This is a genomic window from Streptomyces tauricus, assembly GCF_014650955.1.
Lineage (GTDB): Bacteria > Actinomycetota > Actinomycetes > Streptomycetales > Streptomycetaceae > Streptomyces > Streptomyces tauricus.
This window is the reverse complement of sequence record NZ_BMVY01000004.1, coordinates 155257-177566: the sequence shown is the minus strand read 5'-3', so window position 1 is coordinate 177566 and position 22310 is coordinate 155257. Positions and strand designations below refer to the sequence as shown.

At 70.8% G+C, this 22310-nt stretch carries 18 protein-coding genes and 2 pseudogenes; 13 read left to right on the top strand and 7 right to left on the bottom strand.

Translation table 11 applies throughout. The features are described from left to right. Positions 1-176 precede the first annotated feature (176 nt). The 3 genes and pseudogenes from IE278_RS09740 to IE278_RS09735 all read left to right on the top strand — a co-directional run bounded on the left by IE278_RS09740 (position 177) and on the right by IE278_RS09735 (position 4686). Positions 177-1436 (top strand): D-arabinono-1,4-lactone oxidase, encoded by a 1260-nt coding sequence (locus IE278_RS09740; RefSeq protein WP_189770775.1) that lies wholly within the window; start codon positions 177-179, stop codon positions 1434-1436. Between the two features lie 29 nt (positions 1437-1465). Next, positions 1466-1716: pseudogene (locus IE278_RS42155) on the top strand (carbohydrate ABC transporter permease); the annotation flags it as partial. Positions 1717-1728: 12 nt separating this feature from the next. Then, positions 1729-4686: a glycoside hydrolase family 2 TIM barrel-domain containing protein gene (locus IE278_RS09735; RefSeq protein WP_189770773.1), complete on the top strand. Its 2958-nt coding sequence runs from the start codon at positions 1729-1731 to the stop codon at positions 4684-4686. Here IE278_RS09735 and IE278_RS09730 read toward each other — a convergent pair. Next, positions 4683-5369, bottom strand: a complete 687-nt coding sequence (locus tag IE278_RS09730) for a type 1 periplasmic-binding domain-containing protein (RefSeq protein ID WP_189770771.1) — start codon at positions 5367-5369, stop codon at positions 4683-4685. The genes IE278_RS09735 and IE278_RS09730 overlap by 4 nt on opposite strands. A gap of 181 nt (positions 5370-5550) precedes the next feature. Here IE278_RS09730 and IE278_RS09725 point away from each other — a divergent pair, with 181 nt between their 5' ends. The 4 genes from IE278_RS09725 (at position 5551) to IE278_RS09710 (ending at position 10903) form a co-directional block, all read left to right on the top strand. Continuing rightward, entirely contained in the window at positions 5551-6804 is a 1254-nt protein-coding gene (locus IE278_RS09725) for a HupE/UreJ family protein (RefSeq protein ID WP_189770769.1), read from the top strand. A 152-nt stretch (positions 6805-6956) separates the two neighbouring features. Then, positions 6957-8936: a purple acid phosphatase family protein gene (locus IE278_RS09720; protein WP_189770768.1), complete on the top strand. Its 1980-nt coding sequence runs from the start codon at positions 6957-6959 to the stop codon at positions 8934-8936. A gap of 142 nt (positions 8937-9078) precedes the next feature. Then, positions 9079-10266 (top strand): COG1470 family protein, encoded by a 1188-nt coding sequence (locus IE278_RS09715; RefSeq protein WP_189770767.1) that lies wholly within the window; start codon positions 9079-9081, stop codon positions 10264-10266. A gap of 280 nt (positions 10267-10546) precedes the next feature. After that, positions 10547-10903, top strand: coding sequence for a hypothetical protein (locus tag IE278_RS09710; protein ID WP_189770766.1), 357 nt, complete (start codon positions 10547-10549; stop codon positions 10901-10903). Between the two features lie 99 nt (positions 10904-11002). On the opposite strand, the gene IE278_RS09705 is transcribed toward IE278_RS09710, so the two are convergent. Next, positions 11003-11944 (bottom strand): AraC family transcriptional regulator, encoded by a 942-nt coding sequence (locus IE278_RS09705; RefSeq protein WP_189770765.1) that lies wholly within the window; start codon positions 11942-11944, stop codon positions 11003-11005. 194 nt (positions 11945-12138) lie between these two features. Then, on the bottom strand, positions 12139-12594 hold the full coding sequence (locus IE278_RS09700) for an ATP-binding protein (RefSeq protein ID WP_189770764.1): 456 nt from the start codon (positions 12592-12594) through the stop codon (positions 12139-12141). Between the two features lie 113 nt (positions 12595-12707). Between IE278_RS09700 and IE278_RS09695 the strand changes: the two genes are divergently transcribed. Together IE278_RS09695 and IE278_RS09690 are read left to right on the top strand one after the other, a co-directional pair. Then, on the top strand, positions 12708-13535 hold the full coding sequence (locus tag IE278_RS09695; RefSeq protein WP_189770763.1) for a helix-turn-helix domain-containing protein: 828 nt from the start codon (positions 12708-12710) through the stop codon (positions 13533-13535). After that, positions 13532-13792, top strand: a complete 261-nt coding sequence (locus IE278_RS09690; protein WP_189770760.1) for a DUF397 domain-containing protein — start codon at positions 13532-13534, stop codon at positions 13790-13792. Before IE278_RS09695 ends, IE278_RS09690 begins: the two co-directional genes overlap by 4 nt. Here the strand turns inward: IE278_RS09690 and IE278_RS09685 are convergent. Next, positions 13767-14273, bottom strand: coding sequence for a hypothetical protein (locus IE278_RS09685; protein WP_189770758.1), 507 nt, complete (start codon positions 14271-14273; stop codon positions 13767-13769). The two genes, IE278_RS09690 and IE278_RS09685, sit on opposite strands and share 26 nt — an antisense overlap. Then, positions 14270-16009 (bottom strand): PHP domain-containing protein, encoded by a 1740-nt coding sequence (locus IE278_RS09680; protein ID WP_189770757.1) that lies wholly within the window; start codon positions 16007-16009, stop codon positions 14270-14272. Before IE278_RS09680 ends, IE278_RS09685 begins: the two co-directional genes overlap by 4 nt. A gap of 306 nt (positions 16010-16315) precedes the next feature. Between IE278_RS09680 and IE278_RS09675 the strand changes: the two genes are divergently transcribed. The 4 genes from IE278_RS09675 (at position 16316) to IE278_RS09660 (ending at position 20842) form a co-directional block, all read left to right on the top strand. Beyond that, positions 16316-17647 carry a jacalin-like lectin gene (locus IE278_RS09675; protein WP_189770756.1) on the top strand — a complete coding sequence of 444 codons (1332 nt, stop codon included), beginning with the start codon at positions 16316-16318 and terminating at the stop codon, positions 17645-17647. A gap of 248 nt (positions 17648-17895) precedes the next feature. Next, positions 17896-18507: a TetR-like C-terminal domain-containing protein gene (locus tag IE278_RS09670; RefSeq protein WP_189770755.1), complete on the top strand. Its 612-nt coding sequence runs from the start codon at positions 17896-17898 to the stop codon at positions 18505-18507. A gap of 189 nt (positions 18508-18696) precedes the next feature. Next, positions 18697-20100, top strand: a complete 1404-nt coding sequence (locus IE278_RS09665; RefSeq protein ID WP_246570214.1) for a prenyltransferase/squalene oxidase repeat-containing protein — start codon at positions 18697-18699, stop codon at positions 20098-20100. A 16-nt stretch (positions 20101-20116) separates the two neighbouring features. Then, positions 20117-20842: a hypothetical protein gene (locus IE278_RS09660; RefSeq protein WP_189770754.1), complete on the top strand. Its 726-nt coding sequence runs from the start codon at positions 20117-20119 to the stop codon at positions 20840-20842. 67 nt (positions 20843-20909) lie between these two features. On the opposite strand, the pseudogene IE278_RS09655 reads toward IE278_RS09660, so the two are convergent. Together IE278_RS09655 and IE278_RS09650 are read right to left on the bottom strand one after the other, a co-directional pair. Next, positions 20910-21335, bottom strand: a pseudogene (locus IE278_RS09655) (NUDIX hydrolase); the annotation flags it as partial. Between the two features lie 61 nt (positions 21336-21396). After that, positions 21397-22248 carry an isocitrate lyase/PEP mutase family protein gene (locus tag IE278_RS09650; RefSeq protein ID WP_189770752.1) on the bottom strand — a complete coding sequence of 284 codons (852 nt, stop codon included), beginning with the start codon at positions 22246-22248 and terminating at the stop codon, positions 21397-21399. Between the last annotated feature and the right edge of the window lie 62 nt (positions 22249-22310).

Here is a 22310-nt window from a genome sequence, read left to right as displayed (position 1 = left end):
CCGTTCCCCGCGCCCCTGGAAGCGGGGCTGCGCCCCAGCTTCCCCCCCCAGCGGCGCGGCCGGCAATCCGCCCCGTAGGGGCGCGGGGAACTGCGCGCTCAGCTGTCACCGGCCCGTGGAGAACACCCAGCGTGGCGCGAGGTAGGTTCCAGGGAGGACTTTCGGGAGGATGAGGGATGGCTGAGGCTCTGAGGAACTGGGCGGGGAACATCACCTACTCCGCCAAGGAGCTGCAACGTCCGCGCTCACTGGACGCGCTCCGATCCCTGGTGGCCGGCAGCCCCCACGCCCGAGTGCTCGGCAGCGGACACTCCTTCAATCTGATCGCCGACCCCGGCACCGAGGGCGTGCTGCTGTCGCTGACCGCGCTGCCGCCCTCGGTCGAGGTCGACACCGCGGCCCGTACCGTCCGGGTCGCCGGCGGCGTCCGGTACGCCGAGCTGGCCCGGACCGTCCACGACCACGGGCTCGCCCTGCCCAACATGGCCTCCCTCCCCCACATCTCCGTGGCGGGCTCCGTGGCCACCGGCACCCACGGTTCGGGGAACGCCAACGGCTCCCTCGCCTCCCCCGTACGGGAGGTCGAGCTGGTCCTCGGCGACGGGTCGGTCCTGGCCATCGGCCGCGACGACCCCCGTTTCGACGGCGCCGTGACCTCCCTGGGCGCCCTCGGTGTCGTGACCGCGCTCACTCTCGACCTGGAGCCGGACTTCGAGGTCGCCCAGCACGTCTTCGGCCCGCTGCCACTCGCCGGGCTGGACTTCGAGACGGTGTCGGCGTCGGCGTACAGCGTGAGTCTGTTCACCGACTGGCAGCGGTCGGGGTTCGTGCAGGCGTGGGTGAAGCGGCGTACCGACGTGCCGTGGGACGGCTTCCCGTGGGCCGAGCCCGCCGCCGAGGCGATGCACCCGGTGCCGGGGATGCCCGCCGTGAACTGCACCCAGCAGTTCGGCGTGCCCGGCCCCTGGCACGAGCGGCTGCCGCACTTCCGGCCCGAGTTCACCCCGAGCAGCGGCGCCGAGCTCCAGTCGGAGTACCTGCTGCCGCGCTCGTACGCCGCCGACGCCCTGCACGCCGTCGACGCGATCCGCGCGACGATCGCGCCGGTGCTGCAGATCTGCGAGGTGCGCACGGTCGCCGCCGACAGTCAGTGGCTGAGTCCGGCGTACGGGCGGGACACCGTGGCGTTCCATTTCACCTGGGTCGAGGACACGGCGGCGGTGCTGCCCGTGGTGCGCCGGCTGGAGGAGGCACTCGCGCCCTTCGACGCGCGTCCGCACTGGGGGAAGGTGTTCACGGCGGACGCCTCTGACCTGCGTGGACGCTATCCGCGGATGGACGACTTCGCGGCCCTGGTCGCGGACCTCGACCCGACGGAAACGTTCCGGAACGCCTTCGTGGACGCGGTCCTCTCTGTCCCGTTCATCAGGGCGTAGGCCCACCCGGCAAGGAACTCGCGCTCGTGCAAGGCCTCATCGTTCCGGGGCTCTTCAGTGGTTTCACCCGCTTCCCGTTCCGGCAGTACTTCCTGGGGTTCCCCGAGGAGCTGGAGGAGGCGGCGCGCGTGGACGGGCTCGGGGGTACCGGGGTGCGTACTGCTGGAACGCCTTTCTGTGGCCCCTGGTCATCGGTCAGGATCAGGAGGCGTGGACCGTCAACTTCCATCCGATCTTCGTGGCCGCCGCCGTGTCCATCCTGCCCCTGATGCTCGTGTGACCTAGGAGAACGATGTCTTTCCGCACCACCGGTTCCCCCGGCGCCGACTATGTCGAGGACGTCTCGCCCGGGAGCGGCACGCTGCCGCCCCGCGCGTGGTACGCGTCCTCCGACGCCGCCTCCCTCTCGTTGAAAGGCAGTTGGCGTATCCGTCTGTCGGCGACGGCCGACGCCGAGGACGACTCCTTCGCCGGGCAGGGGTACGACTCCGGGGGCTGGGCGGAGGTCGCGGTACCCGGGCACTGGGTCCTCCAGGGCAGCGGTGACCGGGAGTTCGGTGCGCCGATCTACACCAATCACCGCTATCCCTTCCCCGTGGATCCGCCGAGGGTGCCGACGGAGAACCCCACCGGGGACCATCTGCGGTTCTTCGACCTGCCGGACGACTGGCCCACGCTCCTGGCGAAGGGCGCGGACGCGGGCGGGACCGACAGCGCGGTCCTGCGTTTCGACGGCGTCGAGTCCTGCGCCCGGGTGTGGCTGAACGGGACGGTCCTCGGCGAGTTCAAGGGCTCGCGCCTGCCGCACGAGTTCGCGGTCGGGCACCTGCTGCGGCCCACCGGGAACGTACTGGCGGTGCGGGTCCACCAGTGGTCGGCGGGTTCGTACCTGGAGGACCAGGACCAGTGGTGGCTGCCCGGCATCTTCCGGGACGTCACACTGCTGCACCGGCCCGCGGGCAGCGCGCGCGACTTCTTCGTGCACGCCTCCTACGACCACCGCGAGGGCACCGGGACCCTGCGCGTCGACTCCGACGTGGAGGGGCGGATCCTCGTACCGGGCCTGGACATCGATGTCGAGACCGGACAGGTCATCACGGTGCCCGTACGGCCGTGGACGGCCGAGACGCCGTACCTGTACGACGCCGTGCTGGTCGTGCCCGGGGAGCGGATCCCGCTGCGGATCGGGTTCCGTACGGTCGCCCTGGAGGACGGGCTGATCAAGGTCAACGGCAGGCCGCTGCTCTTCAAGGGGGTCAACCGGCACGAGTGGCACCCCGAGCACGGCCGCGCCCTGGACCTGGAGACCATGCGCGAGGACGTGCTGCTGATGAAGCGGCACAACGTGAACGCGGTGCGCACCTCGCACTACCCGCCGCACCCGGCCTTCCTCGACCTGTGCGACGAGTACGGGCTGTGGGTGATCGACGAGTGCGACCTGGAGACCCACGGCTTCACCGAGCAGGGCTGGCGCGACAACCCGGTGGACGACGACCGCTGGACCCCGGCGCTCCTGGACCGGGCGGCCCGCATGGTCGAGCGCGACAAGAACCACCCCTCGGTCGTCATCTGGTCGCTGGGCAACGAGGCGGGCACCGGGCGCGGGCTGACCTCGATGGCCGAGTGGATCCGCGGCCGGGACGGCTCGCGGCTCATCCACTACGAGGGCGACTGGAACTGCCGCGACACGGACGTGTACTCGCGGATGTACGCGGACCACGCGGAGGTCGACCGGATCGGCCGCGGCCTGGACGGCGGCCCGGTCAAACGGCGCCAACTCCCCTTCATCCACTGCGAGTACGCGCACGCCATGGGCAACGGGCCTGGCGGACTCGCGGACTACCAGCGCCTCTTCGAGGCGCACGACCGCATCCAGGGCGGCTTCGTCTGGGAGTGGATCGACCACGGCGTCAAGGACGAGCGGTACGGGTTCGCGTACGGCGGTGACTTCGGCGAGGAGCTGCACGACGGGAACTTCGTCTGCGACGGGCTGCTCTTCCCCGACCGCACCCCCTCCCCCGGTCTCCTGGAGTACAAGAAGGTCGTCGAGCCGGTCCGCATGGAGGGCGACGGCGTCGAAGGCGTCGTCCGCATCACCAACCGGTACGACTTCGCGGACCTGTCGGCGCTGGCCTTCACCTGGTCGTACGACGTCGACGGTGAGTCGGTGGGGACGGGCACCCTGACCGTGCCCGCGCTCGCGCCGGGCGACTCCGCCGATGTGAAGCTGCCGGAGCCGCCGGTGGACGTGCGCGGGACGGAGACCAGGTGGACGGTCCGGGCGGTGCTCGCCGGGGACACGGCCTGGGCGCCGAAGGGGCATGTGGTGGCGTGGGTCCAACTGTGGTGCGCGCCCCGGCAGTCGATCGGTGTGACGGCCCGCCGTCGCCCCGCCCTCGACGGCCGGGGAGGCATCACGCTCGGACCGGCCGTGTTCAGCGCCCGCACGGGTGAGTTGGTGACCGTCGGCGGGATCGACGTCAGCGATCTGAAGCTGGACGTGTGGCGGGCCCCGACCGACAACGACGAGGGCGCGCCCTGGCAGCCGGATCTGCGCCACGGTCCGCTCTGGCGCAAGCTCGGCCTGCACCGGATGCAACACCGCCTGGACGCCGTGGAGTTGAGCGACGACGCGCTGACGGTACGCACCCGGGTGGCGCCGGCCGCGGCGGATCTGGCGCTGCGCACGGTCTACCGGTGGACCTCCGACGGGCCGAGGCTGAAGCTGACCGTGTCGGTGACACCGGAAGGCGACTGGCACCAGGTGTCGCTGCCGCGCCTGGGCATTCGCCTCGGACTGACCGCGGCCGACCGGGTGAGGTGGCACGGCGGTGGGCCCGGCGAGGCGTACCCGGACACCGGCTCGGCCGCGATGCTGGGCCGTTGGGAGTCCACGGTGGACGACCTGCAGACGCCGTACGTCCGGCCGCAGGAGAACGGCGCCCGGGCCGGTGTCCGCTGGGCGGAGCTCGGCCGGGGGCCGGACTTCCCGGCCCTGCGCGTCGAGGGCGGGGCGGAGTTCTGGTTGACGGCCCGCCGCTGGACGAGCGAGCAGTTGGACGCCGCGAACCACCTCACCGACCTGACACCCGGCGACACGGTGTGGGTCAACCTCGACCACGGCCAGCAGGGCATCGGCTCACAGTCCTGCGGCCCGGGTCCGTTGCCGCAGTACCTCCTGCCGGTGCGGCCGACCGAGTTCTCGTTCGTGTTCTCCGAGACCAACGAGATCAACGAGATCAACGGCTAGAAGTCGTCCACCCAGACCACGATCCCCGTCCAGCCGGAGAGCACGGCCGCCGTGCCCGCCCGGACCGCCGCCGCGCAGCGGGCCGCCGTGAACGACGCGGGATCGTAGGTCGAGGACATGCCCAGGCCCTCGCCGCGGAACGACGCTCCGGACCAGTCGACCGCGGTCACGTTGTGGGTGGGCTCGGCCAGTTCCGCGCCCACCACGAGGAACTGCTGGGAGAGGTGGTTCGGGGTGACCGTCGCCAGCGCGTCGATCAAGTCGTTGCCGGCGCTGACGACGAGGTCGGGCTTCATCGCGATCGCCCGGTCCGCGGCGTGCACCATGTCGGCGGGGTCGGTCACGGTCTCGGTGCGCAGGTCCACCTGTTCGCGGTCGGCCCAGTCCCGTACCGCGGTCACCAGCGCCTTCGTCGGCCGGTCGTCGCCCGCTGTCAGCAGGACGACCCGGTAGCCCTCGGAGGGCCGTACTCCGGACCAGGAGCCGGGCCGCGGGGTGATCGTCGCCTCCGGCGCGGGTGAGGCGGCCGGGTCGACGAACCCCGCGCCCAGCGCGCCGACGGCGGAGGGCCGCGGATGCGGCTGCGACCAGTCGTCGCCGTCGCCCCCGCATCCGGTGACGACGGCGGTGGCGAGGACGACGGCCGCGGCCAGGGCGGTGGCGGCCAGGAGCGGGCGGCGCAAGAGGATCGTCCTCCGTGACAGGGCGTGACAGGGGCGGGTACGCCCACATCCTGCGCCCCCGCTGACCAGCATCTCCATCCGCTCAGCCGTGATCGAGCAGGTGTTCCCCCACGGTTCGCCGAACGGCCCCCGTCGATTCACCCTCGACCAGGACGGTGCACGGGCAACCTCAAGGAGCCCCATGTCACACCCTGTGCGCCGCCCCCTGACCGTTCTGGCCGCGGCGGTGTTCCTCATCCTGCTCGGCCTCGGCCGACCCGCCGCGGCCCACGGCTTCACCTCGACCGTGTACGTCCGTGTCACCGACGGCGACGACGACCGGCTGCGGACCGAGCTGAAGCTGGAGTACGACCTCCTGGTGGTGTCCGCCGCCGACGCCGGACACGACGACCCGCTCTTCCGTGCCGGGACCGAGGCGTTCGACGCCGGGGACGCCGACGCGCAGGCCGCGGCACTCGACGCCCACCATGCGACGGCCGTCGACTACGTCACCCGGCGCTTCACGGTCACCGCGGGAGAAGAAGCCTGCCGACCCGCCCCGGCCGGCGGCTTCCGCATGGGCCGCGAGGAAGGCGTGCCCTACGCCCTCCTCACCCTCGACTGGACCTGTGCGGGCGGCGGCGACAGCCACGTCACCGTCGACCACGAGATCCGCAGCGGGCTCTTCCCGGACTCCGAGGAGTACGTCAAGGGCACCAAGACCATCGCCACGTACGACGTCGGCGGTCGTACCGGCAGCGCGGTCCTGGACGCGGCCCATCCGTCGTTCTCCCTCGGCCAGTCCTGGACCGAGCGGTTCTGGGAGTTCTTCCGTCTGGGCGCCGAACACCTGCTGACCGGCGTCGACCACATCCTGTTCCTGCTCGCGCTGATCGCCGGATCGCGGCGACCGCGCGAGATCGTCCTGGCGGCCACCAGCTTCACGCTGGCGCACTCGGTGACGTTCCTGCTGGCCGCGCTCGGCCTGGTGGACGTGCCGGGGAGCGTCGTGGAACCTGTCATCGCGCTGTCCATCGCCGTGGTCGCCGGCTGGCATCTGTGGCGGATCCGGCAGCGCGGTGTGCACGTCACCGACCTGCCGGTGCCGGTGCCGGACGGCGGCCGTGGCGACGGAGGTGGCAGCCACTTCGCGCTGGACCGCGCCGGGTGGACGCGGCTGGGTGTCGTGTTCTGTTTCGGCCTCGTCCACGGGCTGGGCTTCGCCGGAGCGCTCGGGATCGACGCCGCCTGGTCGTGGACCCTGCTGTGGTCGCTGCTCGTCTTCAACATCGGTATCGAGGCAGTGCAGTTGGCCATCATCGCCGTGGTGTTCCCGCTGCTGCTCCTGCTGCGGCGGCGCTCCCGCCGGGCGGGCCTGTGGGCGACCGGCACGATCAGCGCGGGCGTCGCCGCCATGGGGCTGATCTGGTTCGTCCAGCGCACGTTCGGCCTGTGAGAGCCCACCCGACTCCCCCGCACCCCGCTCACCTGGATGTTCAGCAGACCCCGCGACCACATTTATGCGGGGTTCACCTGGCACCGAAAGCTTGACGATCTCCATTGCGTGCACACCGCACGCACACGGCAGAACAGAAGAAACGACACGTCATGAGAACAAAGCTCTTCGCACCGGCCGGAAGACCGGTGCGGCGCCGCGTGGCGGGCACCGCCGTCGCGGCATCCGTGGGCCTGATCCTGGCCCTCGGCGGTGGCGGACTCACGAATCCCGCGGTCGCCGCCGACTCAGCCACCCTCACCGGCATCGTCCTCGGTGTCGGCGCCGACGAGACCCAGCGGACCGTCAGCTGGTACTCCTCCGCCGACACCACCCAGAAGATCCAGGTCGCGCCCACCGCGCTGGTGACCGCGGGCGAGTTCCCCGCCGACGCCGCCACGTTCGACGCGCTGGGCGGCGCCAACATCGCAACCAGCGGCGGCTACAACCGCCACGCCACCATCACCGGCCTCAAGGAGAACACCGCGTACTCCTATCGCGTCGGCAGTGAGGGCAACTGGTCGACCGCGTACGCGTTCCGCACGCAGGACTTCGAGGGCGAGTACGACTTCCTCTTCCTCGGCGACCCGCAGATCGGCTCCTCCGGCGACACGGCGAAGGACCAGGCGGGCTGGCAGGACACCCTCGACGTGGCCACCAAGGCCAACAAGGACGCCGAACTCCTCGTCTCCGGCGGCGACCAGGTCGAGAGCGCGAACAACGAGTCCCAGTGGAACGCGTTCCTCGCCCCCGACCAGCTGCGCCAGGTGCCGTTCGCGGCGACCATCGGCAACCACGACGTCGGCGGCAAGGCGTACGAGCAGCACTTCTCCACGCCGAACACGGACCGCTCGGGCGCGTACTACTCGAACGGCAACCCCGCCTCCAACACCTCGGGCGGTGACTACTGGTACATCTACAAGGATGTGCTGTTCATCGACCTGAACAGCAACAGCTACGCCACCTCGCAGGGCGGCGGCGGTGACGAGGCGCACACCAAGTACGTCACGGACGTCATCAACCAGCACGGCTCCGAGGCCAAGTGGAAGGTGCTCGTCTACCACCACTCGATCTACTCCCCCGCCTCGCACGCCAAGGACGGCGACAACAAGGCGCGCCGCGTCGACTTCCCGACAACGTTTTCCAAGCTCGGCGTCGACATCGTCCTCCAGGGTCACGACCACAGCTATTCGCGCAGCTACCTCATCAAGAACGGTGAGAAGGCCGACAAGGACGAGCAGCCCGGCGCGGCCGACGTCTACCCCGGTCCCGGCGGCGTCCTGTACGTGACCGCCAACTCGGCCTCGGGCTCGAAGTACTACGACATCACCAAGCCCGACAGCAGCGGTACGAGCGGTGCGGGCAACGGCGCCGACCCGCTGAACCCGGACAGCTACTGGTACAACTCCGTCCAGAACCAGGAGCACGTCCGCAGCTACGTCAAGGTGCAGGTGCGCGACGAGAAGCTCGTCGTCGAGAACATCCGCAGCGGCACCTGCGCGGCCCCCAACTCCGAGGTGGAGCACGGCGACTGGTGCAACAACACCACCGCCGACCAGCCCGTCGGCTCGGTCGTCGACAAGGTGAGCGTCCACCCGTACAACGGTGACGGCCAGTCCCTCCAGGTCAACGTGCCGAACGCGGCCCCGGGCGAGTTCGGCTGGACCATCGACGGCTACAACGGCCTGGTGGACCTGGGTACCGCCAAGGAGGAGAACGGTGACCACTTCACCGCCTCCGGCAAGATCAACCCGATCCTCGTCACGGACTCCCGCCGTTCGCTCTCGCCGTGGTCGGTGTCGGCCGCTGTGAGCGACTTCAAGGACGCCGACAAGACGTTCCCCGGCTCCTACCTGGGCTGGTCGCCGTACCTCCTCGACCAGGGAGCGGGCGCCAAGGCCGGTGCCTCGGTGGCCTCGGGCTACGACGACCAGGGCAAGGGTCTGTCGATCTCGCGCGGCCTCGGCTCGGCCGACCAGGGTCACGCCCGCGGCAAGGCGAAGCTGGGCGCCGACCTGGATCTCAAGATCTTGGACAGCGTCCGGAAGGGCGGCTACCGCGCCACCCTGACGATCACCGCGCTGAGCAGCTGATCACCGCCGCGCGACCCGCTCAACCCGCTCAGCCCGCTCAACCTGTTTGACCAGCTCCATCAGCGGGGCAGGCGATCGGCTCACCGGCCGCCTGCCCCGCCCCTTCCAGCACCACCCAAGCCCGGAGAGCCCCGCCATGCACATGTCCCCAGCACTCCGCCGGACGGCGTTCGCCGCCCCGAGTCATCTCATCCCGCGTCACGGGATCCTGCGGTACACGCTCCTGCGGTACGCGGTCCTGGCGCTGCTGGTGGCTCTCGCGTTCGCCGGTACGTCGACGGGGCCGGCCCGGGCCGCCGAAGGTGACGTGACCTGGACGGTCCGTACGGCCGCGAACGGGTACGGGGACGACCGCTCCAGCTTCAGCTACAGCGTCAACCCCGGCAGCCAGGTCAAGGACGCCATGGTGGTCGCCAACCGCAGCAGGAGCGCGCTCACACTGGCGCTGTACGCGGCCGACGGCTACACCACCGAGAAGGGCCAACTCGACCTCCTCACACGGGAGAAGAAGTCCCTCGGCATCGGCGCCTGGGTCCGTGCCACGAAGACCAGCGTGCGGATCGCGCCGGGCAGGACGGCGGAGATCCCCTTCACCGTCGCCGTCCCCCGCGACGCCACCCCCGGCGACTATGTGGGCGGCATCCTCACCTCGCTCAAGCAGGCCGACGACACCGAGGGCATCGCCGTCGACCGCCGCCTGGGCATCCGGATCAAGCTGCGGGTCAGCGGCGCGCTGAAGCCCACACTCGCGGTCGAGGACCTGCACGTGGACTACCGGGGCACGGCGAACCCCTTCGGCCAGGGCGACGCGACGGTCACGTACACGCTCCACAACACGGGCAACGCCCTGCTCTCCGGCGCCCAGAAGGTCACGCTGACCGGCCCCTTCGGTACGTCGGAGACGCGCGCCGGGAAGATCGCCGCCGCCCCGGAACTACTTCCCGGCGAACGCTGGAAGGTCTCCGTCCCGGTCCACGAGGTCACACCCGCCGTCCGCCTCACCGCGAAGGCGACGGTCACTCCCGCGATCACGGACGCGGCCGGTTCGACCACATCCCTCAAGCCCGTGGAGGCCACGACGACGGGCTGGGCGATCCCCTGGACCCTGGTCCTGCTGATCGTCGTGCTGCTCGCCGGGGCCACGGGCGCGTACATCCTGCGCCGCCGCAACCGCACCCGCCGCAAGGAGCGCGAGGACGCGCGGGTACGGGACGCCGTGGAACGGGCGCTCCAAGACCGCACCCAGGGCACCCAGGGCACTCAAGATGCCCATGGCACTCAAGACACCCAGGGCACCCGGGGTGACCAAGACACGCGTGCCACGCGCTGACTCAGAAGTGTCCTGGTTGTTCCGCCCCGAGAAGTCGGGTGAGGGCGCGGTGGTGAGCGTGTTCCCCGCCGCCACGTCAACGGCAGCGTGCAGACCGGGGCGAGTTCGCCGTCGACAGGATCGACGCGGGCTGAGCGCGTCCGGCGTCACGGCGCGGGCTGAGCGCGTCCGGCGTCACCGCGGCGGTCCGCTCCTGACATCTGTCAGGTACGCGCCGCGCGGGTCCTCCCTACGGTGAGTGCCGAACCCGACCACTCACGCAGTTACGAGGGGACTCTTCATGCGCAGGATCGCCAGGGCCGCGGCAGCCGTGTCACTCGCAGTCGGTGTACTGACCACCGTCGGCTCGACCACCGCCAGCGCCGCCACGCAGCACGGGTGTCAGGACGGGTACGTCTGCATCTACCCGGGCGCCGGATGGAACAACGATCAGCCGTCGCACGTCTACTACGACTACGGGTCCCACAACCTGAGCGGCATGTTCGGCACGTACCGCATCTTCAACAACCAGACCGGTGGGGCGACCATGAGCACCTGCACCGGTTACAACGGCACGGGCTGCGAGGGGAACCTGCCGAGCGGCTGGTTCATCGACAAGAACATGACGCCGATCAACTCGATCACGCTCCAGCCGTAGGTCCCGTGTCGTAGGACGCGTACCGCGTCACGTGTGAACCACGGGTCGGGCCTCCACGGGGGAAGGCCCGGCCCGCTCCGCGTTCCCGCTGTGCCGCCGTCACCTGTCCAGGCGCAGTTCGCGGGCCGTCCGGCCGTAGTGGGACTTGAGGCCGCGGGCCAGGTGGCGCGGGTCGTGGATACCCCAGCGGGCGGCCACGGCGGCGGTCGTACGGCTGTCATGGGCCGGGTCGAGGAGGTCGCGCCGTACGCGGCCGAGGCGTTCGGCGCGCAGCCAGGCCGCGAACGGGGTCCCGGACCGGGCGAACAGCCGGTGGAGCTGGCGGCCCGAGATGCCGTGCGCCGCCGCGACCGACTCGACGCACAGGGACGGGTCGGAGATGTTCGCGAGGGCGTAGACGCGGATGCGGTCGACCAGTTCGGTGGCCGTGTCCGCGCGGCCGGGCGCCGTCTCGGTGAAGGCGGCGATCAGGAGCGACACCAGGGCGTCGCCCACGTGGGCCTGCGCGGGACCGGCCAGTTCGTCGAGGTGGGTGCCGAGTCCCCTCAGAAACCCGGAGAACACGGCCTGCGCACCGCTGCCGGCCGCCAGCCGCAGGGCGGCCCGGTCGGCGACCGCCGTGGCGTGCGGCCCCAGTTCGGTGCGGGAGATGCCGACGGCCAGCACGTCACACCCGTCGGGGACGGCCATGCGATACGGCCGTGTCATGTCGAGCACCACGAAGTCGCCCCGGTGAGCACGGGACCGGGTGTCTCCCTGGTCCACCGCGGCAGGCTCGGCCGACCCGTGCAGGGTGATCTTCAGCAGTTCGGGGTCCGTGGACGAGATCGCCCGGGTCGACCGCCGGACCAGATGCGCCGAGCCTCTGATCCGTGCCACCGCGGCGCGCCCGACCGCCGCCGCGTCGATGTCGGCCCGGAACGCGCTCCCGTGCCCCTCAGCATCCGGAGCCGTCACGGCCAGCGGAGCGAGGACCGCCGACGCGGCGGTCTGCAACTCCCCGACACTGGCCTGGTGTACGTGTAAAGCGCCACCGTTCATGGGGCCGCTCCCTGCTCGCCGGGCATCTGACCGGTATACTGATTGCTGTACCCGCCAGTCACCCGCTCTCCCGGGGCGCTAAGAGGCGACGGCCCCGGCAGGCAATGGAGACGTCGCACGCCCCCTCCCCCCTACCTTCTTCTTGGGGGAGCGACGTCGGCTGGAACCCTCACCACAGTTCCAGCCGACTGCTCCTACGGACGCGGCACCCTGATGTCCGCCCACACGGTCTTGAAGGCCCCTCCCACGCAGAGGCCCGTCCCCCAGCGTTCGGCCAGCGCGTCGACCAGGAGCAGGCCGCGACCGCCCTCGTCCTCCTCACCGGGGCCGGGCGACTCCCGTAGTACGGGCAGTCGTTCGGTGCGCGCGTCGGCCACCTCCACCCGTACGGTGTCCTCGCCGGCCCGCATGACCAGCCATACGCGGAAGTCGCGGCCCTTGACCCGGCCGTGCGTCACCGCGTTGGCCGCCAGCTCGGCGACGACCAGGGTGACGGATTCGCTCGCCTCGCTGTCGTACGCGTGCCCCCACACGTCCATCCGGTTCGCGACCAGCCGCCGGGCGAGCCGGGCCCCTCGCGGGGTGCAGCTGAAGAGCTGGGTGAACGTACGTACGGTGACGGGGACTTGGACCCCGATGTGTCCTTGCATGGGTCAAAGGTCCCGGGTGGCCGGGCGGTCGACCAGCACCGACACTCGTACGCCGCACTCCGTACGAGTTCACTCTGTGGACAGTCGGAGTGACTTTCCGTGACCATGAGTTCATGACCAACAGCACGGCGAACGAGCCCGAACCGTCGGACAGTTTGAAGACGTTCGGTCTGGTCCACAAGGCTTTCCGCAAGCGGGCGGGGCTCACGCAGGAGGAGTTCGCACCGCTCGTGCGGTACCAGCCGGGGACGGTGGCGTCGATCGAGCAGGGGAGACGGCTGCCGCCGAGGGTGTATGTCGAGCGCGCGGAGGAGGTGTTGGACGCGTTCGGAGTGCTCCGGGCGGCAGCGAAGTACGCCACGCGGCAACCGGGGCTGGCGTCCTGGTTCCGCAAATGGGCGGACCTGGAGGAGCAGGCGATCAGCCTCTACACATTTGAGAACCGGCTGGTGCCGGGGCTTCTTCAGACGGAGGCGTACTCCCGGACCCTGTTCAACGAACGGCTGCCGGTACTGACCGACGCGCAGATCGAGGCCCAGCTCACCGCTCGTTCGGAGCGCCAACGCCTGCTCACCGAGCTGCCCAACACGGTGTTCAGCTTCATCATCGAAGAGCACATCGTCCTGCGGGGTACCGGCGGCCCCGAAGTTACTCGCGCGCTGATCGACCATGTTCTGGCTGTCACGGAACTGCGGAACGTCGAGCTGCAGTTGATGCCGATGTCACGCCCAGTCCACGCGGGTCTCAACGGCCCCATCCGGTTGCTGGAAACTCCGGAGAACGAGTGGTTCGGCTACTGCGAGGGTCAGGAAAGCGGCCAGCTCGTAGCCAGTCCGAAAACGATCAGTGTCCTGCACATGCGCTATGCGAAACTGCGATCACAGGCACTCACTCCGGACGAATCCCGGAGCCTGTTGGAGCGGATGCGAGGAGCGCTATGAGCACCACGGAGCTGGCCTGGTTCAAGAGCAGCTACAGCGGCGACGACTCCGGTGATTGCGTCGAAGTAGCCGCTGCCTGGCACAAATCGACGCACAGCAGCGGCAGTCAAGGCGACTGCGTCGAGGTCGCCGTCTGCCCCGCTGCCACCATCCACGTCCGTGACTCCAAGAACACCCGTGGGCCGCAGCTCGCCCTCTCCCCCGCCGCCTGGGCGGACTTCGTTCTCGACCTCAGTGGTCCGCGCAGCACGGCGTAGGGTCCGGGACCTCGAACGGGACCAGTACCCCGCCCGCGGCCGGTTGCAGCGTCAGGACCAGCTCACCGTCCTGCCACTGCGGCCTTACGTGGTCCCGGGTCACCACCCGCTGCGAAGGCGGCGGCTCGCCGGGCGCGCCCAACACCACCACCCCGCCGATCGCGGAGCGAGCCAGCAGCTCCGCGATCGTCAGCGTGCCGGTCAGTTCGGCCGAGCCGGGGTAGAGGACGGCCCGACCCACCTCGTCGGGTGCGCCGTCCGTCACCTCGTAACCCTTCGCCGCAAGGCGTCGCGCGGTGTCCGCGGATGCCGTGGCGAACGACAGGACCACCCTCGGTCGCTCCCCGCATACCAGGTGCGTGCAGCCGAACGCACCCTCGGGGAGGGCAAGTTCGGCTGCCAGCTCCAGCAACAGGTGGTCGGCCGCGCGCAGCTCGCGTACGTCGGCGTCGACCGTCGTGACGTAGGGCGGAAGGGTCACGCGGGCAGGACCCAGACCGGGTTGGAGTAGAACCACAGGTCCTTCCACGGGTCGGCGTCGCCGACGACATCGATCGCGGGACCCGCCGGGTCCACGGCGGCACCGCGCGCGCCGACGGCGGACCGGTTGCCGTCCGAGCCGCGCAGGCGCAGGTACAGCGGGCGGTCGACGCGGCCGAGGGAGTACGTGATCCGGACCGTGCCGGTCGTCTTGTTGACCTCGTACGACTTGACGACCTTCGTGGTCGGCGCGACGAGCGTGTCCTTGTCGGCGGCGGGGCCGGTCACGTCACCCTGGATGACGTCGACGCGGGCCAACTTCGGAATGAATCCCGCCCAGTTCGCGTCCTGGGCGAGCGCGATGTCGACGGTCAGCGTGACGTTCGTGCCCTTCTTGACGTGCAGCGCGCCACCGAGGGTCGCCCAGCGGCTGCCGCCGGAGACCCGGACGTCGAGGCCGCTGATGAGCTGGCCGTGGTCGACCCAGACCCGTCCGGCGCGGATGCCGTCCATCACGGCCGCGTACGAGAAGTCCTCGGCGCCGACGTGGGTCCTGCTGTACTGGCCGGGCCAGTAGTCACCCTGCGTGGTGTCGATCTGGCCGTTGTAGACGGGGTCGCCGTAGCGGCCGTCGGTGTTGAAGTCGCCGCCACCGCGTGCGGCCGTGTCCGCGTACACCTGGTGGGAGTCGGAGTTGGCGCTGATCCACCAGGCCTTGCCCTCGGCGAGCAGGCTGTCCCACAGGCCGCCGACCGTGGACGTCATCCAGTCGAAGCCGCCCCAGGTGCGGTAGCTCTCCGGCGGGTAGCCGGGGAAGGAGTTGGCGCTCGGGTTGTTGTCGTAGATGCCGCGCGCCCGGCCCATGCCGAGGGGGGCGGGAAGGCCGGCGGCCTGGTGGCCGGGGGCGCCCTCGAAGCCGACGGCTATCTGGTGGCGCGCGGAGGTCGCGTCGCGCCAGGCGCGGATCTCGTGCGGGGAGTCGACACCGCGGCGCGCCGGGTGGTTGGCGAGCATCAGCGCGTCCTTGACCTTGCGGCGCTGGACCTGCTCGCCGAGGAACGCGATACCCGCGACGGCGAGCGCCTCGTTGGCGGGCGTCGAGTCGGAGGCGTTCTTCACGCTGCCGTCGTAGTCGTTCTCGAACTGCTTGAGGACGGAGACCTCGTTCTTGCCGGGGTGCACGAAGACCGTGCCGTGCTCGGCGCCGGGGATGTTCCATTCGAGGCCCTGGAAGACGAGGGTGTCCTCGTACGCGTCACGGGCTCTCTTGATGTCCGGGTTGACCTTGTCGACGCCGATCTTGGCGTGCGCGGCGCTGCCGTGGTCCGTGATGACCAGCCAGTCCATGCCGTGCTTGGCGCCCTGGCGGACCTGGTCGACGACGCGGTACTTGCCGTCGCTGCTGTACTGCGTGTGGATGTGGTGGTCACCGGCCAGCCACAGGAAGCCGTTGCCCTTGCGGCCACCGGAGGAGTTCCGGGCGCCGGTCGACGACTGCGCGGCGGCCGTTCCGCTCGCCGCCGCGCCGAACGCGCCCACGGTGGCCAGACCCGCGCCGAGCAGGCCCGCGCGGCGGAGCATGGAACGGCGCGACTGCTGCTCGGGGGTCAGGGCCTCGTCGGGTACGGAGGTGTCGAAGGCGGCGGGGAGGGGCGCGCTGCCGTGGTCGTGACCGTGGTCATGGTCGTGACCGTGGTGATGCCCGTGTCCGTGCCCGTGACTGTGTCCGTGCCCCATGTCGGCCTCCTGTGTCCGGCGCCGCCGGTGCGGTCGCGCGCTATGGAGACTCGATGTGAAACATGAACGCTGGTCGACGTGGGGGTGAGCTGCGGGCGACTCCGGCACGGCAGCTCGCCTCTGCCGTCCCCGTTCCCCCAACTGCCCCTGTAGGACAGACTAGTTGACTCCTCGGTATCGCTGTCTCTCCGTATCTCTGTCTCGCCGTTTTCTCTGTCTTGCCGTTTTCTCTGTCTTGCCGTTTTCTCTGTCTTGCCGTTTTCTCTGTCTCGCCGTTTTCTCTGTTGCCTGGAGGCATCCCCCACCATGAGAAGACTCATCGGCACCCTGCTGGCCGGCACGCTGGCCGTCGCCGGGCTCACCTCGGCCGCCACCTCCCCCGCTCAGGCGGCTGCCGCGGCCCCCACCTCCGGCACCTTCAACGTCCTCACGTACAACGTCGCGGGTCTCCCCGAAGGGCTCAGCTCCGGCAATCCGGAGGTGAACACCCCGCTGCTCGCGCCGCGGCTGGGCGCGTACGACATCGTGAACGTCCAGGAGGACTTCAACTACCACGCGGCGCTGTACGCGGGCGACAACCACCCGTACCGCACGGCGACCAGTGGCGGCGTCCCCTTCGGCGACGGCCTGAACACCCTCTCCGACCACACCTTCGAGGACTTCGAGCGGGTGGGGTGGAACAACTGCACCGGTACCAACTGCCTGACGCCCAAGGGCTTTTCGCTGGCCCGCGTCCGGCTCGCGGAGGGCGTCTTCGTCGACGTGTACAACGTGCACACGAACGCCGACTCCACGGACGACGCCCTCGCCGCGCGGCGCGCCAACATCGAGCAGCTCTCGGACTTCGTCCAGGCCAATTCGGCGGGCAACGCGGTCGTCGTCATGGGTGACACCAACACCCGGTACACCCGCTCGGGCGACAACATCCGCACCCTCGCGAGCGAGAACGGGCTGACCGACGCGTGGGTCCAGCTGGTCCGTGGCGGCAGCGCGCCCGCGCAGGGCAGCGACGCGCTCGTCTGCCCGACGACCGCGCCGACCAACTCCTGCGAGGTGGTCGACAAGATCCTCTACCGGGGCAGCGACCTGGTGAACCTCTCCGCGAGCCGCTACGGCAACGAGTGGGCGAAGTTCCTGGACTCGGCGGGCGGCAACCTCTCCGACCACTTCCCGCACACGGTCGACTTCTCCTGGACCCTGCCCGCGAAGCTCCGGGCGAGCGACTTCTTCGGGGGTCCGCACGGCACGGCGTTCAACGACGCGGACGACCTTCCGGCCGCGCCCGCCCCGCGCACGCTGACACTCCGCGGCGGCTCGCGGCTTGACGCGGTGTCGCTCACGCTCGACGGCGGTACGTCGCTGACCCACGGCGGTACGGGCGGTACGGCCGCGTCCCTCACCCTGGCCACCGGCGAACACCTGACCTCGGTGAAGCTCACACAGGGCCAGAAGGACGGCCGGACCCGGATCTTCTCGGCGGCCTTCACGACGGACAAGTCCCGGACGGTGTCGGCCGGTACGCCCACGTCGGACACGGTGACGTACACGGCGCCGGCGGGCTGGCAGATCGTGGGCTTCACGGGCCGAGCGGGCACGGAAATCGACAAACTGGGCGTGCTGTACGCCCCGATCGGCTGATCCCACCCACCGCCCTCACCTGCGGCCCGGTGGGATCCGGCCTCAAGGATCGCGCAGTTCCCCGCGCCCCTACGTGCCCAGGGGCGCGGGGAACTGCGCAACCGGGGGGAGGGGGCGGAGCCCCCGTTCGTGGACGGGAAGGGTAGGGGCGGCGGGGGCGAGGACCGTCGTGGAGGCACGCGGGGAGCATGATCGCTATTCTGGCTCGGTCGTCTGAACCCGCCACCCCGGAAAGGGGCCCGCCGCCCATGGCCCGTGCCGGACTCACCGCCGAGCGCGTCGTCGCGGCGGCAGCCGACCTCGCGGACGAGGTCGGCTTCGAGCACATCTCCCTCTCCGCACTGGCCAGACGCTTCGGCGTGAAGGACGCGAGCCTGTACTCGCACGTCAAGAACCTGCACGACCTACGCACCCGCATCGCCTTCCTCGCAGGCGGCGAGATGATCGACCGCATCGCCGACGCGGTCGCGGGACGCGCCGGCAAGGACGCCCTGGCCGCCTTCGCCGACGCCTACCGCGCGTACGCCCTGGAGCACCCCGGCCGATACGCGTCCACCCAGATCCGTATCGACCAGAGCCTCGCGGCCACCTCCCCCGCCTTCGCCCGCACCGCCGAGGTCACCCACGGAATGCTGCGCGCGTACGGCCTGGAGGAGCCCGACCTCACCGACGCGGTACGCCTGCTGCGCAGCACCTTCCACGGCTACTGCGCCCTGGAGGCCACGGGAGCGTTCGGCGCCTCCAGGGACGTACGGACGTCATGGAACCGTGCCGTGGACGCCCTGCACGTCGCACTGGAGCACTGGCCACGCGAGGAGCCGCCGGGCGGTGAACCCTCTTCAGCGCCGGTGGTCCCGTAGACGTCGGTGGTCCCGTAGACCGTCGAGGACGTGGCGGTCACGGCTCGCGAACGCGCCCGCCCACAACTGCGGGCCCAGCGCTCGCTGTCCGCCCCGGCGCCCCCCGGAGCGACCCCACGCGTCCCGCCCACCACTTAGACTGGAAGCTTCGCAGGTGCCACGTGCCGCCTTGGGGGGAGGGAGCGGACCTTGTCCCAACCGCAGCTCCGTCGCGGCCCGTTGAGACCGGATCCCGAGCCGCACATACCGCACGGGCCGCGTCCCGCCCGTCTCGTCCGCTGGCTGGGCGGACTCGGCGCCGCCGCCGCGGGCTACGCCGTGTTCCAGTCCCTGGTGGGTGTCCTGCCGGACAACATCGGTGGCCAGACGGCGCGTTACTCCATCGCCGTGGTCAGCGGGCTCGGCACGGCCCTCGCGGCCTGGCTCTCGGCGGCACTGCTCCAGGTCAGGAGCGAGAACAACACACCTGCTCCAACTGCCCGGTTGACCGCGTCCGGGTCCGCCCTCCCGGGGCCCGGGCCGCTGCCCGACCTCTTCTCCGCCGCTTACGGCACCCTCGCCGAACAGATCTGCGTCGTCGACGACCCCGTACGCGGACGCCTCACCGGCTGGCCGCACTCCCTCGGTGAGAGCGGCCCGGGCCAGCCCACCTCCATGGGCACCGCGTACGGCCTGCACATCATGCTCGACCTGGGGATGCCCGAGGGGCGGGTCGGCGCGGGCGATCTGATCGACACGCTGTGGCGGCTGCGCCTGCCGGACGGCGGCTGGTCGGCCCGTACGCAGGGCTCCCAGGCCCGCCCGGAGGTGACCGCCCTGGTGCTGGGCGCGCTGGCAAGGGCCGGCGCCTCCAAGGAGCGGCTCGCCGAGGAGGTGGCGCACTGCGAGGCGCGCTTCACCCATGAACTGGACCGCACCGGGCGCGAGTTGACCCACGTCCTGACGACCGTGATGCGCGGCCTGCTGCGCGCGGCGCCCGACTCCGCGGTGCTGCCCCCGCTGCGCGACGCCCTCGTCGAGGGCGCGGTCACCGATCCCCGCCGCGGGCACCACCGCTGCTGGGGATACCGGCTCGCGCCCCTCCACGGGCCGCCGTCCCCGCTGCACACGGCCCAGGCGGTGGTCGCCCTGGACCGCGCGGCCCGCGTCCTGGGCAGCGAGAGCGTCAACGCGTGCGCCGCCCGCGAGGACGGCGTGCGCTGGCTGCTGGCCTGCCCGGACGCCCCGCACGACGCCTGCCTGGACCTCTCCAACCTCCGCGAGGACGTACGCAGGCCGCGCACCGACGACCCGACCCGACACGAGGTCCTGAACGTACGGCACTTCACGGCCTCCTGGGTCGTCCGCGCCCTGCTCACCCCCGGCGCCCGCGCCGTCGCGCGCGAGGACGGCATGGAGGAGGAGTGGCGCGAGCGGCTGAACGGCGCGGTGAGCGCGGTGTACGCCGGGCAGAGCGACGGCATATGGACCTGGGTGCGCGACGACACGAACGAGCTGCGCCGCCCCATGTGGATGACCTATCAAGGCCTTTCGGCACTGCGGTCGCATGCCGTATGGATGTACCAACCGTTGATCCACCAAGCGAACGGCTGAGCCGGGAGGAACATGCATGGGCGGCCGACAGGCCCTGGCGGCACGGCAGTTGCTGGCCGAGACACTCCACGGCGACCTGCCCGAGCATGAACTGCTGTCGGCGGCCCGCTCGGTGGTGGCCGAACTGGGCTCCCCCGACCGCCTGTTGGAGCTGATCGCCGAGCTGGCCTCCGGTGAGGGCGATCCGCACGGCTGCGCCCGGCTCTCGTACCGCCACGTCCTCGGCTTCGACAAGCTCCTGCTCATCGACGACGGCCCGCACCACATGCTGCGCGCCCATCTGTGGCATCCGGGGCGCGGCGCGATCGGCAAGGAGGACATCCACAACCACCGTTCCCCGCTCGCCTCCAAGGTCGTACGGGGGCGGCTGGCGATGGAGCTGTACGCGCCCCGCGGTGACGGCGGGGTCGAGGCGGACCGCTATCTGGAGTCCCTGGCGGACGGTTCGGCCGACTGGCTGCTGGAGCCCACGGGCCCGGCCCGGCTGCAGCTCACCCAGGTCGCGGAGTACGCGGCGGGCAGCACCTACGCCCTGCCCGCGCACACCCTGCACCGGGCGTGGTGCGACACGGCGGAGCCGACGGTGACGCTCTTCCTGGAGACGGGTAACGGACGGCGGCAACACACCGACGTGTTCACGGCGGCGGGGCCCCACCCGGGGGCCGTACCGAAGGTACCGATGGACGTGGACGACTACCTGGGCGAACTCGACGCGCTGGCGAAGCTGCTCAGAAGTTCGTGAGGTGCGCGGAGCCGGTGGCGTCGGCGGATTCGGTGGCGTCGGGAGAGCTGGTGGGGTCGGGAGACCCGGCCAGGGCCTGACGCACGATGTCGATGTTGTACTCGTCGATGTCGACGGTGTGCAGCTCGTCCGGGCTCAGCCAGCGGTGGTCCTGGTCCGGCTCGGGGAGGGTGATGTGCCGGGAGAGCGGCCTGACCAGGAAGTTGTCCTGCCAGTTCTTGATCTCCTGCCCGCGGTACTCGCTCATGAAGGACGATTCGCCGACCTTCCGGACGACCTCGCCGAGCAGCCCGGTCTCCTCCTTGAGCTCCCGCAGCACACCGTCCTCGGGGCTTTCGCCGGGCTCCAGCTTCCCGCAGGGCACGCCCCACACCCGGGGCAGGAACCGCTCGGTCTCGCTGCGGCGCACCAGCAGGACGAGGCCCTTGCGCATCACGACGGCCGCGGCCAGTCGCTTCCCACCCGTGTTGCCGGTGCTACCGGGGATGTCCATGATTCCTGGGTCCCTCGCCGGTCGGAGTCCACAGAGCCTTATACCCACGAAAGCATCAACGCTACCAGGAAGCCCCCTCGGACGGGGTGGGTCCGGGCGGAACCAGCGCCTGCACCTCGCCGTAGGTCGGCGTCGGCGCGGCCCCCTCGACGGGCAGCCCCGCCCTGACCAGCGCGGCCGTCTCCAGGGCCGCTCCCAGGGCACGCCGGTAGAGGAGGGACCCGAGGCTGATCCGGCGCACCCCCAGTTCGGCGAGTTCGGGAACGGTCGGCCCGGTGGGCGAGTAGAGGATGTTGAGGGGCACGTCGAGGGCCTTCACCAGGGCGGCGATCCGGGCGGGGTCGCCGAGCCCGGGGACGAACACACCGTCGGCGCCCGCCAGTTGGTAGGCGTCGAGACGACGGATCGTCTCGCACCCGCACCCGCACCCGCGCCCGCCACCGTGTCCGTCGCCGTTGCCGTCGCCCAACCAGTGAGTGTCCGTGCGGGCGTTGACGAAGAGCCCCGGCACGGCGTCCTTCACCGCGCTGATCTTCGCCGCGTGGAGTTCGACGGCGGTGAGGGTGCCGTCGGGGCGGCCGTCCTCCAGGTTGATGCCGACCGCCCCGACGGCGGCGAGTTCGCGGGCCACCTCGGCGACCTCGGCCGGATCGTCGCTGAAGCCGCCCTCGGCGTCCACCGAGAGGAGGAAGGGACCCTGGCCCAGCACCAGGGCCAACGCCAGCGACGCGTCGCGGGTCGCCGCCGAACCGTCGCGCAGGCCCGCGGCGGCGGCGACGCCCAGACTGGTCGTGCCGATCGCCGCGAAGCCCTGCGCGGCCAGGGCCGCCGCCGAGGCGTGGTCCCAGGCGTTGGGGAGGAGCAGCGGGGCGCCGGCGTCGGGGTGGTGGAGTGAGGCAAAGGTGGAAGCCATGACACCACGCTAGGACCGGAACGCTTCGGCACCGACCGAAGCGTTCCAACCCTCTGACGCTC

What these genes read in the sequence shown, in the direction of transcription:
- IE278_RS09720 (WP_189770768.1), top strand. Translation starts at nt 6,957, where the DNA reads ATGAGAACAAAGCTCTTCGCACCGGCCGGAAGACCGGTGCGGCGCCGC.
- IE278_RS09725 (WP_189770769.1), top strand. Translation starts at nt 5,551, where the DNA reads ATGTCACACCCTGTGCGCCGCCCCCTGACCGTTCTGGCCGCGGCGGTG.
- IE278_RS09650 (WP_189770752.1), bottom strand. Translation starts at nt 22,248, where the DNA reads ATGGCTTCCACCTTTGCCTCACTCCACCACCCCGACGCCGGCGCCCCG.
- IE278_RS09690 (WP_189770760.1), top strand. Translation starts at nt 13,532, where the DNA reads ATGAGCACCACGGAGCTGGCCTGGTTCAAGAGCAGCTACAGCGGCGAC.
- IE278_RS09700 (WP_189770764.1), bottom strand. Translation starts at nt 12,594, where the DNA reads ATGCAAGGACACATCGGGGTCCAAGTCCCCGTCACCGTACGTACGTTC.
- IE278_RS09740 (WP_189770775.1), top strand. Translation starts at nt 177, where the DNA reads ATGGCTGAGGCTCTGAGGAACTGGGCGGGGAACATCACCTACTCCGCC.
- IE278_RS09695 (WP_189770763.1), top strand. Translation starts at nt 12,708, where the DNA reads ATGACCAACAGCACGGCGAACGAGCCCGAACCGTCGGACAGTTTGAAG.
- IE278_RS09660 (WP_189770754.1), top strand. Translation starts at nt 20,117, where the DNA reads ATGGGCGGCCGACAGGCCCTGGCGGCACGGCAGTTGCTGGCCGAGACA.
- IE278_RS09675 (WP_189770756.1), top strand. Translation starts at nt 16,316, where the DNA reads ATGAGAAGACTCATCGGCACCCTGCTGGCCGGCACGCTGGCCGTCGCC.
- IE278_RS09670 (WP_189770755.1), top strand. Translation starts at nt 17,896, where the DNA reads ATGGCCCGTGCCGGACTCACCGCCGAGCGCGTCGTCGCGGCGGCAGCC.
- IE278_RS09705 (WP_189770765.1), bottom strand. Translation starts at nt 11,944, where the DNA reads ATGAACGGTGGCGCTTTACACGTACACCAGGCCAGTGTCGGGGAGTTG.
- IE278_RS09680 (WP_189770757.1), bottom strand. Translation starts at nt 16,009, where the DNA reads ATGGGGCACGGACACAGTCACGGGCACGGACACGGGCATCACCACGGT.
- IE278_RS09710 (WP_189770766.1), top strand. Translation starts at nt 10,547, where the DNA reads ATGCGCAGGATCGCCAGGGCCGCGGCAGCCGTGTCACTCGCAGTCGGT.
- IE278_RS09715 (WP_189770767.1), top strand. Translation starts at nt 9,079, where the DNA reads ATGTCCCCAGCACTCCGCCGGACGGCGTTCGCCGCCCCGAGTCATCTC.
- IE278_RS09735 (WP_189770773.1), top strand. Translation starts at nt 1,729, where the DNA reads ATGTCTTTCCGCACCACCGGTTCCCCCGGCGCCGACTATGTCGAGGAC.